This window comes from Thalassospira sp. (assembly GCF_048059015.1).
Taxonomy (GTDB): Bacteria; Pseudomonadota; Alphaproteobacteria; order Rhodospirillales; family Thalassospiraceae; genus Thalassospira.
On the sequence record NZ_JBLLNT010000002.1, the window covers coordinates 73,661 to 88,510 of the forward strand.

Annotated in this window: 13 protein-coding genes and 1 pseudogene; all 14 read left to right on the forward strand. The window is 53.9% G+C overall.

What is annotated here, in order from left to right; all coding sequences use genetic code 11:
- The first annotated feature begins 49 nt into the window (after positions 1-49).
- Positions 50-1,219, forward strand: coding sequence for a beta-aspartyl-peptidase (iadA, locus tag ACMZ66_RS00980; protein WP_416933569.1), 1,170 nt, complete (start codon positions 50-52; stop codon positions 1,217-1,219).
- Positions 1,220-1,421: 202 nt separating this feature from the next.
- Positions 1,422-1,655 carry a hypothetical protein gene (locus ACMZ66_RS00985; protein WP_008888617.1) on the forward strand — a complete coding sequence of 78 codons (234 nt, stop codon included), beginning with the start codon at positions 1,422-1,424 and terminating at the stop codon, positions 1,653-1,655.
- Positions 1,652-2,245: an RT0821/Lpp0805 family surface protein gene (locus tag ACMZ66_RS00990; protein WP_416933571.1), complete on the forward strand. Its 594-nt coding sequence runs from the start codon at positions 1,652-1,654 to the stop codon at positions 2,243-2,245. The genes ACMZ66_RS00985 and ACMZ66_RS00990 overlap by 4 nt, the downstream gene beginning before the upstream one ends.
- 236 nt (positions 2,246-2,481) lie before the next feature.
- Positions 2,482-2,778, forward strand: a complete 297-nt coding sequence (locus tag ACMZ66_RS00995) for an SCP2 sterol-binding domain-containing protein (protein ID WP_416933573.1) — start codon at positions 2,482-2,484, stop codon at positions 2,776-2,778.
- A gap of 32 nt (positions 2,779-2,810) precedes the next feature.
- Positions 2,811-3,479, forward strand: coding sequence for a DUF6134 family protein (locus tag ACMZ66_RS01000; RefSeq protein ID WP_416933575.1), 669 nt, complete (start codon positions 2,811-2,813; stop codon positions 3,477-3,479).
- A gap of 55 nt (positions 3,480-3,534) precedes the next feature.
- Positions 3,535-4,845, forward strand: a complete 1,311-nt coding sequence (locus tag ACMZ66_RS01005; RefSeq protein WP_416933577.1) for an OmpP1/FadL family transporter — start codon at positions 3,535-3,537, stop codon at positions 4,843-4,845.
- Between the two features lie 97 nt (positions 4,846-4,942).
- Positions 4,943-6,634, forward strand: a complete 1,692-nt coding sequence (locus tag ACMZ66_RS01010) for a long-chain-fatty-acid--CoA ligase (protein ID WP_416933579.1) — start codon at positions 4,943-4,945, stop codon at positions 6,632-6,634.
- A gap of 105 nt (positions 6,635-6,739) precedes the next feature.
- Entirely contained in the window at positions 6,740-7,144 is a 405-nt protein-coding gene (locus ACMZ66_RS01015) for a MerR family transcriptional regulator (RefSeq protein WP_416933581.1), read from the forward strand.
- A 45-nt stretch (positions 7,145-7,189) separates the two neighbouring features.
- Positions 7,190-8,326 (forward strand): thiolase family protein, encoded by a 1,137-nt coding sequence (locus ACMZ66_RS01020; RefSeq protein WP_416933583.1) that lies wholly within the window; start codon positions 7,190-7,192, stop codon positions 8,324-8,326.
- Positions 8,326-10,650, forward strand: a complete 2,325-nt coding sequence (locus ACMZ66_RS01025) for a 3-hydroxyacyl-CoA dehydrogenase NAD-binding domain-containing protein (RefSeq protein ID WP_416933585.1) — start codon at positions 8,326-8,328, stop codon at positions 10,648-10,650. Before ACMZ66_RS01020 ends, ACMZ66_RS01025 begins: the two co-directional genes overlap by 1 nt.
- Before the next feature lie 22 nt (positions 10,651-10,672).
- Positions 10,673-12,458 (forward strand): annotated as a pseudogene (locus ACMZ66_RS01030) (acyl-CoA dehydrogenase C-terminal domain-containing protein).
- A 55-nt stretch (positions 12,459-12,513) separates the two neighbouring features.
- Positions 12,514-13,044, forward strand: a complete 531-nt coding sequence (locus tag ACMZ66_RS01035) for a thioesterase family protein (protein WP_416933587.1) — start codon at positions 12,514-12,516, stop codon at positions 13,042-13,044.
- 62 nt (positions 13,045-13,106) lie between these two features.
- The gene (locus ACMZ66_RS01040) at positions 13,107-13,913 is read left to right on the forward strand and encodes an enoyl-CoA hydratase (RefSeq protein ID WP_416933589.1); all 807 of its coding nucleotides are present in this window, start codon (positions 13,107-13,109) and stop codon (positions 13,911-13,913) included.
- Positions 13,914-13,935: 22 nt separating this feature from the next.
- Positions 13,936-14,829 carry an SDR family oxidoreductase gene (locus tag ACMZ66_RS01045; RefSeq protein ID WP_416933591.1) on the forward strand — a complete coding sequence of 298 codons (894 nt, stop codon included), beginning with the start codon at positions 13,936-13,938 and terminating at the stop codon, positions 14,827-14,829.
- Positions 14,830-14,850 lie beyond the last annotated feature (21 nt).

A 14,850-nucleotide genomic window follows, 5' to 3' on the forward strand; every position in this document is an offset into this window, starting at 1 on the left:
GCCACCCCGCATACGCATATAAAATTCCCGCAAGATACGGTTTTACATAATGTTTCTGCTGCTCAAGAACGCCAATGTTTTCGCCCCGAAGCCGATGGGCATTAACGACATCCTGATCTGCGATGAAAAGATCGTCGCCATCGCGCCTGATCTCGTCGTCTCGGTCCCGGCTGAACTCAAGACAATTGATCTTGGCGGCAAAGTCACCGTTCCGGGTTTCATTGACGGGCATGTGCATCTGATTGGCGGCGGCGGCGAAGGCGGATTTGCCACCCGCACCCCGGAAGTTGCGGTCGGCAAATTGATCGAAGCTGGCATTACATCCGTGTGTGGTTTGCTGGGTACCGACGCCGCGACCCGCCATATCGCATCGCTTTATGCCAAGGCCAAGGCGCTCCGGACTGAAGGCATGTCAGCATGGTTTTTCACCGGGGGCTACCGGGTTCCGTCCCCGACCCTGACCGGCAATATCGGTGATGACGTCACCTTTCTTGATGCCTGTATTGGTCTTAAGACCGCGATATCTGATCACCGCAGCAGCCAAAGTACTGTTGATGAACTTGCCCGTATCGCGTCGCAATCACGGATTGGTGGCATGACCGCGGGCAAGGCCGGATCGGTCGTGGTTCATCTTGGCGATGGCGACGGGCATTTTGACCCGCTAATTGCTGTGATTGAGCAAACCGAAATCCCGATTGGTCAATTCATCCCAACTCATGTGAACCGCAAACGTGCCTTGCTTGACGCGGCAAAGCTTTGGGCAAAGCGCGGCGGAAACATTGATTTCACCACCGGGATTGATGCCGAAGAAAACCCGGCAGGTTCGACCAAAACATCCACCAGCATTGCCGAATGCTTGGGCGATGGTGTTGCTCTTGATCGGATTTCCATGACATCGGATGGCAATGGATCACTTCCCGATTTTGATGCCAACGGCAACATGACCGGCATTTCCGTTGCCGGATTTAAGTCAATACCGCGCGAATTTGCCGATCTGGTTGAAACCGAAAAACTTGGCATCGAAGCAGCACTGGCACCGATCACCATCAATCCGGCCAGGATGCTGGGCCTATCTGCGGCCAAAGGGCAACTTAAACCCGGATTTGATGCCGATATCCTGGTTTTGGATGACGCTATGGTGCCAGATAGCGTCATTGCCCGTGGAAAACCGGCCATGATTGGCAAAGAACGCCTTCTTCGCGGGACTTTTGAGGCTTAAACCGTCTCAAAGACCGACTTTCAACAGGTAAAAAGGCCCCAAAAACCAGCAATTTTCGGGTTTGGTGCCTTTTTATTGCCCTATCTGCCCCAAATTGCCCCCAATAAGGTCAAACCCTTCTCCCATTTCACCGGCAGGCTCCTTATCCAGACACAGATCCACGAATGGTCTGTGCCCAAAAACAATGGAAAGGACACGAGAGATGCGACAAACAGCCATGATTTTGGCCGTTGCAAGCGCATTGGGACTTTCGGCTTGTAGCGGATTGAATGACCGAGACCAGAAAATGCTCAGCGGCGGCGCCATCGGTGCCGGTGTGGGTGCTGTTGGTACAGTGATCACGGGCGGCTGCGTCACATGCGGTGCTGTGATTGGTGGTGCCGTCGGTACCGGTGCAGGTTACATCATGCACGAGAATGAGAAGGCCCGGAAATGATGAAGCGTATCATTCTGATGGCCGCGGCCCTTGGTCTGGCGCTGCCCGTCGCAGCGCCAACACCTGCCAAGGCCGACCCGCCGTCATGGGCACCGGCCCACGGTTATCGCGCCAAACAGCATAAAGGCCATAAACGCGATTACAGCCGTAACCGCTATGGCAATGAACTGTTTGTCTCAGACGGCAGTTTCTTGCGCTGTAACCGCGATGTGGTTGGTGCAATCATTGGTGGTGGTACCGGGGCGGTTCTTGGCTCCACCATCGGCAAAGGCAGCGGCCGTGATGCGGCCATGATCGGTGGTGCCATTCTTGGTATGCTAAGCGGCTATTCAATCGGCCAGAACCTTGATCAGGGTGACCTGGCTTGTACCGGATATGCCTTGCAACGTGTGCCCGATGGGCAGTCTGTTCGTTGGCAAAACCCCGATTCGGGGCGCAGCTACAACGTTGTTCCGACCAACAGCTGGCAAAATGCCCAAGGCCGCTATTGCCGCGAATATAGTGCGACCGCCAATATTGGCGGAAAACTGCAGAAAACCTTTGGTACGGCCTGCCGCCAATCTGATGGATCCTGGCAGATCGTGTCTTAAAGGCGCAACACGCACGACTACATTTCAATTTGGGGTTCAACCCTGCATCAAGCGCGGCACTGCCGGGCTTTTTTGCGTGCAAATTTACCTGTGGCAACAGTCTGAACTCATTTCAATTCAATGCCTTATTCGTAATTGTATTTTCCTTTTCGTAATTTGATTTACGTTAACGTCACTTTGTATTACAGTTGGGTCACAATCATAACAAGAATACCACCTATCTGAGGGAGGCGTTCGTGGATGACATCCTCGAAACCGTAAAAGAAAAGCTGCCGCAATTGCGCGGTTTGAATGCTGTTGTTGCCTTTGATTGCGGCGATGACGGCCACATCGTGATTGATGCAACCGGTGATGAACCGGAAATCAGCGATGACGATCTGTCGGATGCCGACTGCATCCTCAAGATCAAAAAAGCCAACCTCGAAAAACTGATCGCCGGAAAGCTTGATCCGATGCTCGCCTTTACCTTGGGCAAGCTCAAGATCAAGGGTTCCATGGGTGTTGCGGCAAAATTGTCGTCAATGCTCGACTGATTTCGTCAGATGATCCGTTCGACGGGGGAAACATGCGTAACAGCGTCGCAAAGCGCACCGCATCGGCCTTGATTGCAGGTTTTATCGGTTCGACTGCCGTCTTTTCGACGGCATTCGGCTCAGAAATCCTGAATTTCCGCGTCCTTAAGGACGGGGAACCGATCGGTTATGAAAAAGTCGAAATCACACCAACAGCAAATGGCAAAACCGTCTCGGTCGAAACCCTGACCGATGTGCGCGTGCTGTTTCTGAAATTCCATTACGACCATCAGCGCACCGAACAGTGGGTCGGTGACGAACTGGTCTCTGTTGATACCACCACCAATGATGACGGCACACACTACACCTATCAGGTAAGTTTCGAGCAGGATTGCTACGCACTTGCTGGCAAAGGTGTCGGGAAACGTGAAGCCTGTGACAGCGCCTGGCCACTGACCTTGTGGCACGAGGATGTGACCGGAAAAACCGCTCTCTTTAGCGTCATCAATGCCGAACTTTATGCGGTCAAAACCGAGATGGTCGGCGAGGAAACCGTAATGGTCGAAAACCGGGAAACACCGGCGACACATTACATCATGTCCGGCGATGTCGAACGTGACCTTTGGTACGGTACCGACGGAAAATTGCTCAAAACGAGTTTCAAAAGAAAGGGTTACGACATCGACTTTATCCGAGTTGATGCGATAACCCTTCAAAAATAAAAGCGGGCGTTTTAAATCATAGATTTGAAGCGTTTTAAGATTAAGGGAGAAACTGATGTCCAAGTTCAAGAAGAGCTGCCTGTGGGGGGCAGCTTCGGCTACCGCACTTCTATGCGCACTGACCACCATCGGCACCGCCCACGCATCCGGCTTCCAGGTTCGCGAAACCAGCGGAACCTTGCAAGGGTCGAGCTTTGCGGGGATGTCCACGCTGTCAACCGACGCATCAACCATGTCCTATAACCCGGGCACTGTTGGTCAATATGAAGAAACCACCTATAGCACTGGCCTCACCGTTATTCGGCCTGTTGCTAAGGCAAAAAATGTATCGGCATCAAACGGCTCACTAAACAACACGCAAAGCTTTAGCAGTCCAAGTGACGAAGATATGGCGAATGACGCTATTGTCCCAAACGCACATGCTGTCTGGAAGCTCAATGATCAACTGAACTTGGGAATCTCCATTACATCGCCTTGGGGTCTGGTAACAGATTACGAGGGGGACTTCGCAGGTCGATTTTACGGAACGACTTCGTCGATCAAAACCATCAACGTAAAGCCTGTTCTGGCATATCGTTTTGATAATGGTTTGTCGATCGGCGCAGGACCGCAAATCCAGTACATTGATGCTGCGCTTTCAAAAGCTGTGGATAACCTTGCTGGAGCAGGCGAAGGCAGCAGCAAAGTAAGCGGGGACGCTCTTGACTATGGCTGGACCGCAGGCGTCAACTGGGAAATGACCCCATCTACGACACTGGGTCTGTCATATGTTTCCGAAGTTGAACACAAACTAAAAGGCAAGATTGATTTTGACAGTGCCGCAGAGGGTTTTGCAGCCCCATGGGTCGATCGAAATGCAACAGCAGATGTCGCAACCCCCGAGTCAATTACGTTTGGTATTGCTCAAAAGTTAGACGATCAATGGACTGTCATGGCAGATGCCCAGTGGACCAATTGGAACACTATTGACACATTGACCTTTAATTTTGATGGCTTGACGAACGCTGCCGCTGCTACTTCCGGATCCACTTCTGACGAATACAAATGGGGAAGTGCGTGGTTCGGATCGCTTGGTGCCCGCTACCAGCATGATGAGAATTGGGCATTTACCGGCGGTATCGCATTCGATGAAACCCCCATCAAAACCCAATATCGCAATGTGCGCCTCCCTAACTCCAACCGTTACTGGACATCTTTGGGGGCCTCATATCAGGTCGCCGATTGGGCTATGGTCAGCCTCGGTTACACTCATATCTTTGCAGATGAAGCCCGTGTTGATCACACGACCTCAACGCTCGGTACGTTCCGAGCCGACTATGAGGCTCATGTCGACATCATCGCTCTGCAGGCGAACTTCAAGTTCTGATCTGCTATAATGTTCGGTGCGGGGTGGCGGTAGCCATCCCGGCCGGGCTGCTTTTTTTTGCCCGCAAAGTGACGTTAACGTAATGGAGTTAACGCAAGTGAACAAAGTAAACGTTCAAGAAGCACCGATCCTGATGAATGGCGTTGATATCAGTTCGCCCGTTCATACCCGTCCGGTGCATGAGATTTTTGATAGTGCTGCGGCACGCTTTCCCCTGCGGCCGTGCCTTGACTTCCTGGGTCGCATTTATGATTACAAAACCATCGCCGAGCAGATTGATCGCGCTGCCGAGGGCTTCAAACAGCTTGGCGTACGCAAGGGCGACAAGGTTGGATTATGCCTGCCCAACACGCCCTATTACGTGGTTTGCTATTACGCGATCCTGAAATGCGGCGGCGTGGTTGTAAACTTCAACCCGCTCTATGCCAAGCGCGAGATCGCCTATCAGATCGAGGATTCCGGTTGTCGCCTGATGGTGACCCTGAACCTGAAGCAGATCTATCCCAAGGTCGCGGCCTGTCTGGATGAAACCTGCCTGAAACGGATCGTTGTTTGCGAGATGAGCAGCATTTTGCCGCCGGTCAAAAGCGTTCTGTTTTCTCTGTTTAAACGCAGTGAACTGGCAGACGTCCCGACCGATCTGCGTCACATCCCCTATGACCGCGTCATTGGTTGCAAACCGATTGATACGGTCGTTGATGTCGATGTCGATGATCTGGCTGTGCTGCAATATACCGGCGGCACCACTGGCCGGCCCAAAGGTGCGATGCTGACGCATGCCAATCTGAGTGCAAACGTAGATCAGCTGACCCGTTGGATGCCCGATGCCAATCCGGGGCATGAAGTAACGCTGTGCGTTTTGCCGTTCTTCCATGTCTTTGCGATGACGGTAGCGCTCAACACCTCCATCAATCTTGGTGCTGAACTGGTTCTGCATCCGCGGTTTGAGCTAAACGCGCTTTTGAAATCGCTTGATAAGAAAAAGGCCACCATTTTCCCCGGTGTGCCTACCATCTATACGGCGATCAACAACTCGCCCGAAACGCCCAAGCACGATCTGTCGCATATCAAATGCTGCATTTCAGGTGGTGCGCCGCTGCCGGTTGAAGTCAAACACCGGTTTGAGGAAATCACTGGTTCCAAGGTGGTAGAAGGATACGGCCTTACAGAGGCCAGCCCGGTCTGCACCTGTAACCCGGTAAAGGGCGAGAACAAAGAAGGCTCCATCGGCATTCCGATGCCAGGTGCCCAGATTGAAATCCGATCCCTTGAACGCCCAGAGCAACCCGTCGCACTTGGTGAAAAGGGCGAGGTTTGCGTCAAGGGGCCACAGGTCATGCCAGGCTACTGGCAGAACGAGGCCGCCACCGCCGAAACCTTTATCGACGGCTGGCTGCGTACCGGGGATGTCGGATATCAGGACGATCAGGGATACACATTCCTTGTTGATCGTCTCAAAGATGTCATCCTGTGCAGCGGTTACAACGTGTATCCCCGCGCAATCGAAGAAGCACTTTATCTGCATGACCAGATTGCCGAGGTGACCTGTATCGGGGTTCCCGATCAATATCGCGGACAAGCACCAAAAGCCTTTGTCCGCCTTAAAGACGGCGTCACCAACGTGACGTCCGAAGACTTGCGTGCATTCCTTGATGACAAGATCTCCAGAATCGAGATGCCACGCGAAATCGAAATCCGAGAAGAGCTTCCCAAAACCATGGTCGGCAAATTGTCGAAGAAAGAATTGGTTGAGGAAGAACGCCTGAAGCGTGAGGGGAAAAACGCTTAGTTACAATGCGTTAACGTCGCATCACACACACTGAAAAAAATCAATGTGACGTTAACGTAAACTAATTGACGTTAAGAGAAAAATATATACCATTAGGGGCGAACAATGACGAAACTTGACGAACGGTTTTTTACCGTTCCCGAACTGGCCGACGATCTTGGCATCACGCCACGCACCATTCGGTTCTATGAGCAAAAAGGGCTTTTGAACCCGCAACGTGCCGGCACCACCCGGGTCTATACCCGGCAAGATCGCGCCAAACTGCTCCTCATTTTGCGGGGCAAGCGACTTGGGTTCAGCCTGAAAGAGATCGCAGATTATCTTGATCTCTATGGCGCAGACCCAACCCAGGCAGAGCAGATCAAAATGCTGCTGGGACGCGTTCGGGAACGTATTTCTGACCTGGAAGAACAGCGTCAGGCACTGGACGTCACGTTAGATGAATTGCGCGAAATCGAGCAACAATCGGTTGATGCGCTTGAAGAAAAAGGAATCGATCCGGTTACGTAACAAGTTTGCCGGATCAGAGGACAGCTCAGGAAGGAAGACATAGCCATGACCAACGCCGTTATTGCCGGATATGTCCGGTCGCCATTTACCCCGGCCCGCAAAGGGGCCCTTGCCAAGGTACGTCCTGATGACCTTGCGGCACAGGTCGTTAAAGGTCTGGTCGAAAAGACCGGTGTTGATCCCAAGGCCATCGAAGATCTGATCCTTGGCTGTGCCTTCCCCGAAGGCGAACAGGGCTTTAACGTTGCCCGCCTGATCACGTTCCTGGCTGATCTGCCACGTTCTGTTGGCGGTGTTACGGTCAACCGTTTCTGCGGTTCTTCGATGCAGTCTATCCATCAGGCCGCTGGTGCGATTGCTATCGGTGCGGGTGACGCATTCATCTGTGCCGGTGTTGAAAGCATGACCCGCGTTCCGATGATGGGCTTTAACCCGCTGCCGAACCCGGAACTTTATAAGGCGATGCCCGAAGCCTATATGGGTATGGGCGATACGGCTGAAAACGTTGCGGCGAAATACAGCCTGACCCGCTCGGATCAAGAAGCTTTTGCGGTTGAAAGCCACAAGCGCGCGGCAAGTGCCCAGGCTGCTGGCAAGTTTGTCGATGAAATCATCCCGATCCAGACCAAGGACGGCATCGTCTCCGAAGATGGCTGCATCCGTGGTGAAACCACCGTCGAAGGTCTGGCTGATCTGAAACCGGCCTTCAAGGCAGACGGCGTTGTGACCGCCGGTACGTCTTCGCCGCTGACCGATGGCGCATCTGCCGTTCTGGTGTGCTCCGAAGAATTTGCCGCCAAAAACGGCCTGACCCCACTTGCGCGCATCAAGTCGGTTGCTGTTGATGGTTGCCTTCCGGAAATCATGGGTATTGGCCCGGTCGGTGCATCGAAAAAGGCACTGGCACGCGCTGGGCTGACATCGGCTGATATCGATGTGACCGAGCTTAACGAAGCCTTCTCGTCCCAAGCACTGGCAAGCATTGCTGATCTTGGTCTCGACGTTGCCAAGGTCAATATCGATGGCGGTGCTCTGGCAATCGGTCACCCGCTGGGTGCGACCGGTGCACGTATTGTCGGTAAGGCAGCAAGCATCCTTAAACGTGATGGCGGTAAATACGCGCTGGCATCGCAGTGCATCGGTGGGGGTCAGGGGATCGCGACCATTCTGGAGGCGATGTAATGACCGACATCAAACAGGTCGCCGTTATTGGCGCCGGTGTTATGGGCGCGGGGATCGCTGCCCATATCGCCAACTCCGGGACACCCGTCCTGTTGCTTGATATCGTTCCCGAAGGTGCGAAAAACCGCAATGCGGTTGCCGAGGGCGCGGTTGCCAAGATGCTGAAAACTGATCCGGCACCGTTCATGTCCAAACGCGTCGCCAAGCTGATCACATGCGGCAATATCGAGGATGACCTTGATAAGATCGCCAAATGTGACTGGATCATCGAGGCCGTCATTGAACGCCTGGATATCAAGCAGGATCTCTATCGCAAAATTGATGCAGTTCGCGCCAAAGGCTCTGTCGTATCGTCGAACACTTCGACCATTCCGCTCGCCACCCTGATTGGCGGCATGGATGAAAGCTTTGCCAAAGACTTCATCATCACCCACTTCTTCAACCCGCCGCGCTATATGCGTCTGCTGGAGCTGGTTGGATCGGGTGTCACCCGTGATGGCGTGATTGATGCAGTTGCTGATTTTGCCGATCGTAAATTGGGCAAAACCTGCGTCACCTGCCATGACGAGCCGGGCTTTATCGCCAACCGTCTGGGTGTTTACTGGATTCAGGCCGCGATGGTCGAGGCCATGGATCGCAACCTGACCGTTGAAGAAGCCGACAGTGTCATTGGCCGCCCGTTTGGCATTCCCAAAACCGGCGTCTTTGGCCTGATGGATCTGGTTGGTCTGGATCTGATGCCCCATGTGCAATCAAGCATGGCAGGGCTTTTGGACAAATCCGATCCGTTCCACGCGATTTATCGCGAAAGCGAGCTGGTCAGCAAACTGATTGCCGATGGCTATACCGGCCGTAAAGGCAAAGGTGGATTTTACCGCCTGAACCGCGAAGGTGGTCAGAAGGTCAAAGAATCTGTTGATCTGCAGTCAGGCGAATTTTCCAAATCGGAAAAGGCCCGTCTGGGTAGTGTCCGGGCCGCTGGAAAAGACCCGCGCAAAATGATGGAAGCATCAGACAAAGGTGGCCAATATGGTCGCGCTGTCATGGCCAAGACCCTTGCCTATGCCGCCTTCATTGCCGAAGCAGCGGCCAACTCCATCGTCGATGTCGATGATGCGATGAAGCTTGGCTATGCCTGGAAAACCGGTCCGTTTGAGCTGATCGATGCCATCGGCGTTGATGCCCTGATTTCGATGCTTGAAGAAGACAGCATTGAAGTCCCGGCATTGCTCAAGAAAGCCGCTGGCAAGTCGTTCTACAAAGTCGAAGATGGTGATCTTTACTTCCTTGGCTTTGATGGCAGCTACGCCAAAGTGACCCGCCCGGATGGCGTGATCTTGCTTGAAGACATCAAACGCAAATCCGAACGCGTTGCCGGTAATCGTGCCGCATCGCTTTGGGATATCGGCGATGGTGTTGCCTGCCTTGAATTCCATACCAAGATGAATGCGCTTGATGCAGAGGTTCTTGGCGCAATCAAAACATCGATCCGGACTGTCAAAAAGCAGTTCAAGGCGATGGTGATCTATAACGAAGCCAGCAACTTCTCGGCTGGTGCGAACCTTGGTCTGGCATTGTTTGCCGCCAACATCGCCGCATGGCCGGAGATCGAAAACCTCGTTGAAACCGGTCAGGAAACCTACAAGGCGCTGAAATATTCGCCGTTCCCGGTTGTTGGCGCGCCAAGCGGCTTGGCCCTTGGCGGTGGCTGTGAAGTTCTGCTTCATTGCGATGCGGTTCAGGCGCATGGGGAAACCTATATCGGGCTTGTTGAACCCGGTGTTGGTCTGATCCCGGCCTGGGGCGGATGTAAGGAAATGATCCGTCGCTGGGCGGAAAATCCGAAATTCGTCAAAGGCCCGATGGCCCCGAGTGCCAAGGCGTTTGAGATCATCTCGGTCGCGACCGTTGCCAAATCAGCGATGGAAGCCAAGGAAAACCTGTTCTTCCGTGAAACCGATGGCATCACCATGAATCGCAACCGTTTGCTGGCTGATGCCAAGGAACGCGCGTTATCCATGGTGGATGGCTACGAAGCACCCGAAGAATTCACCTTCCGCCTGCCGGGTGAAGCAGCCCGCGTTGCCTTTGAAATGGCGGTTGATGGTTTCCATCGTCTTGGCAAGGCAACCGACTATGACCGCGTTGTTGCCGGTGAATTGGCCAAGGTTCTGGCCGGTGGAGACACCGACGTGACCGAGGAACTTTCCGAAGACGACATTCTCGAACTGGAACGCGAAGGCTTTATGCGTCTGGTCCGCAACGAAGGCACCATGGCCCGTGTTGAACATATGCTGTTCACCGGCAAGCCGTTGCGCAACTAACCGGTCCAGGAGGAAAAGTAAAATGGCTGAATATAAAGCACCCCTGCGCGACATGCGCTTCGTCCTGACCGAGCTGTTTGATTACAACGATATCAATCAGATGCCCGGTTGCGAGGATTTCACCCCTGACGTGGTTGACGCAGTTCTCGAAGAAGCCGCCAAGGTCTGCGAAGAAGTCCTGTTCCCGATCAACCGTTCGGGCGATGAAGAAGGCTGTACTTGGGATGACGGGGTCGTTACGACACCGAAAGGTTTCAAGGAAGCTTACCAAACCTTCGCTGAAGGCGGTTGGACCGGTATTGCCTGCGATCCCAATTATGGTGGTCAGGGCGCGCCGAAATCGCTGAATGCCCTGGTCGAGGAAATGATTTGTTCGACCAACTTGTCCTTCGGGATGTATCCGGGTCTGTCCTTTGGCGCCTATGCCGCCATGCATGCCCATGCATCGGACGAACTTAAGGACAAATACCTGCCCAAAATGGTCGAAGGCACCTGGTCTGGGACCATGTGTCTGACCGAACCGCATTGCGGTACCGATCTTGGGATTATCAAGACCAAGGCCGAACCGTTGGGCGACGGGTCCTATTCAATTTCCGGCACCAAGATTTTCATCTCGGCCGGGGAACATGACCTGACCGAAAACATCATCCATCTGGTTCTGGCTAAGTTGCCAGACGCACCCAAGGGCACCAAGGGTATTTCGCTGTTCCTGGTTCCGAAATTCATGGTTGGTGACGACGGATCGCTTGGTGATCGCAATGCCGTCAAATGTGGTTCCATCGAACACAAGATGGGCATCAAGGCATCTGCCACGTGTGTGATGAACTTTGATGGTGCTGTTGGTTATCTGGTGGGTGAACCCCATCAGGGCATGCCCGCCATGTTCACCATGATGAACCAGGAGCGTCTGTCGGTTGGCATTCAGGGTCTTGGTCTTGGCGAGGCGGCCTATCAGGGTGCGCGCGCCTATGCCAAGGACCGCCTGCAAGGCCGCGCACTGACCGGTGCGAAATCCCCCGATAAGGCAGCAGAACTCGATCATCGTTCATCCTGATGTCCGCCGTATGCTTCTGACCGCCAAGGCCACCAACGAAGGTTGCCGCGCGATGGGCATGTGGGTTGCCCGTGCACTGGACACTGCCAAGCACCATGCTGATCCGATCAAACGCGAAGAAGCCGACGAGTTTGTTCAGCTGATGACCCCGATCGTCAAGGCTCTGTTCACCGACTGGGGCTTTGATAACACCAACCTTGGTGTTCAGGTCTTTGGCGGTCACGGCTATATCCGTGAATGGGGCATGGAACAATATGTGCGTGATGCCCGTATTGCCCAGATCTATGAAGGCACGAACGGCATTCAGGCGCTTGACCTTGTGGGTCGTAAAATGCCGACCAAGGCCGGTCGTTTCCTGCGTCGTTTCTTCCACCCGGTTCAGGAATACATCGAAGCAAACGTTTCAAACGGCGAACTTGGCGAATATGTCCAGCCGCTGGCAAAGGCTTTCATGCGCTTGCAGCAGGCAACCGGTGAACTTGCCCAGCGCGGGATGAAAAACCCGGACGAAGCCGGTGCAGCCGCAACCGAATTCCTGCGTCTTTTCGGTCTGGTTGCGGTTGGCTTCATGTGGGCTCGCATGGCGGAAATCGCACTGACCAAACAGGATGACGATGCCGATGGGTTCTATAAGGCCAAGCTGATCACAGCGAAGTTCTATATGGAACGCGTTCTTCCGCAGTCCGGTGCCATGTTCAGCCAGATCATGTCTGGTTCCTCGACCATGATGGCACTTGACGAGGAGCTGTTCTGATCATGAATTCGGGCCGCAATAACAACACTTTGGCATCAGGAAACGGAGTTCTGTCGTGAACCTTATTTTCCGACTGATCCGTGTCGTGATCCTGTCGTTGTTGCGGCCCGGTTTGCATCCGCTTGATCCATCGACCCTGCATTTCCGGGCATGGCCGCTTGATCTGGACATCAATGTGCATATGACCAATTCGCGGTATTTCGCATTGATGGATCTGGGCCGGACCGAGCTGATCGTGCGCAACGGCATCGCCAAGCAGATGCTTAAACGCAAATGGCAGCCGGTTGTGTCGGGATCGACCATGCGGTTCAAACGCGCGATCAAGCCGTTCCAGAAATTCGCACTCGAAACCCAGGCACTTTATTGGGACGAAAAGGGCTTCTATCTCGAACAACGCTTTGTTTCCAAAGGTAAAACCTTGGCACTTGGCGTGGTCAAAGCCGTCTTTGTCGGACCCGATGGCATCATCCCGCCCGAAGAAGTCTGTCGTCTGGTGGGCGCTGATCAAACATCGCCATCCATGCCCGATTGGCTGTCTGGCTGGCCGGATATGGAAAGTGCGATCGAAGCCAGATTGGCGATCTAAAAGCATAAGGTCCCGACACTCGGGATCAAACAACCGGGCAACGACCCGCGGGAGGAATTCACATGGCATCAAATGACGCTGTTTTGCTGTCGGTCACAGACGAGATCGCAACGATCACGCTAAACCGTCCTGACCGGATGAACGCGCTTGATAAATCCATGATTGCCGGGCTGTCAGATGCCCTTGATCAGATCGAGGCAGACATCGCCCATATTGGCGCGGTTATCATCGAAGGATCAGGCGGCACCTTTATGGCCGGCGGCGATGTGAAATTCTTCTATCAGATGTCGCAAACCCCGGCGGAAGAAGCCAGACCGTTGATCGAAACCATGATCAATCGCGTCCATGACATCATCATCCGCCTGACCGCCCTTCCCTGCCCGGTCATTGCCAAGCTTGAAGGGGCGGTTGCCGGATTTGGCATCAGCCTGATGAATGCGTGTGATTTGGCGGTTGCCGCCGAAGAAACCGTTTTTACGCTGGCCTATATCCATATCGGTACGTCGCCGGATGGTGGTTCGACCCATTCGCTGACCCGACTTGTTGGCATGAAAAAGGCCAAGGAAATTGCCCTTCTGGGGGATCGCTTTGGCGCGGATGAGGCCCATGATTGCGGCCTGATCAACAAGGTCGTCCCGGCCAGCTTGCTGGCATCGGAAACCGCAAAATATGCGGCCCGTCTGTCGGCTGGACCGCGTGGCGCCATTGCACGCACCAAGGCATTGCTAAACGGCGCACCAGAGGCAGACCTTCAGACCCAGCTTGCGGCCGAAGCCAAATCATTCGCCGAATGCTCAATCAGTGACGATTTCCGCGAAGGTGTGACCGCCTTTGTTGAAAAACGTACCCCCCGCTTTGGCAAATCATAAGAAGAATACAGGGAACGAAACGATGAAAAGTCTTAAAGGCAAAACACTGTTCATCACCGGCGCATCACGCGGTATTGGCAAGGAAATTGCCCTGCGTGCCGCACGTGATGGCGCCAATGTTGCGATCATCGCCAAAACCGATGAACCCCATCCCAAGCTTCCAGGCACCATCCACAGTGCGGCTGCCGAGATAGAGGAAGTCGGTGGCAAGGCATTGGCGCTTAAGACTGACATCCGCGAAGAAGACCAGATTGCCGAGGCGGTTGCCAAAACGGTCGAGACCTTTGGCGGGATCGATATCCTGATCAACAATGCCAGCGCGATCAATCTGACCCCGACCCTGCAAACCCCCATGAAGCGGTTTGATCTGATGCATCAGGTCAATACACGTGCAAGCTTTGCCTGTGCGCAGGCCTGCCTGCCGCATCTGATGAAGTCGGACAATCCGCATATCCTGACCATGTCGCCACCGCCAAACTTGTCTGCACAATGGTTTGCCAATCACACGGCCTATACCATTTCGAAATACGGCATGAGCCTTGTGACCCTTGGTCTGGCGGCTGAATTTGCCGATGAAGGGGTTGCTGTGAACTCGCTTTGGCCGGTCACGGTGATTGAAACCGCAGCCCTTAACATGATCCCCGGTCTGGAACAGGGCCGTGCGCGCACGGCACAAATTCTGGCAGATGCCGCGCATGCGATCCTGACCGCACCGTCACGTGATGTGACGGGTGGCTTCTTTACTGATGAAAGCGTGCTGGAAGCCATCGGCATTACCGATTTCGAACAATACAACCTGACCCCGGGCAAAACGCCCTATCCGGACTTCTTCCTGGAGCTTGACCGCAACGGCAAGAACGATCCCGAGGTTGCCAAACTTTTGGAAAAACTGGGCAGCTTTCACAAAGCAGCCTGACCGTCATGGCGCCGGAGAAGT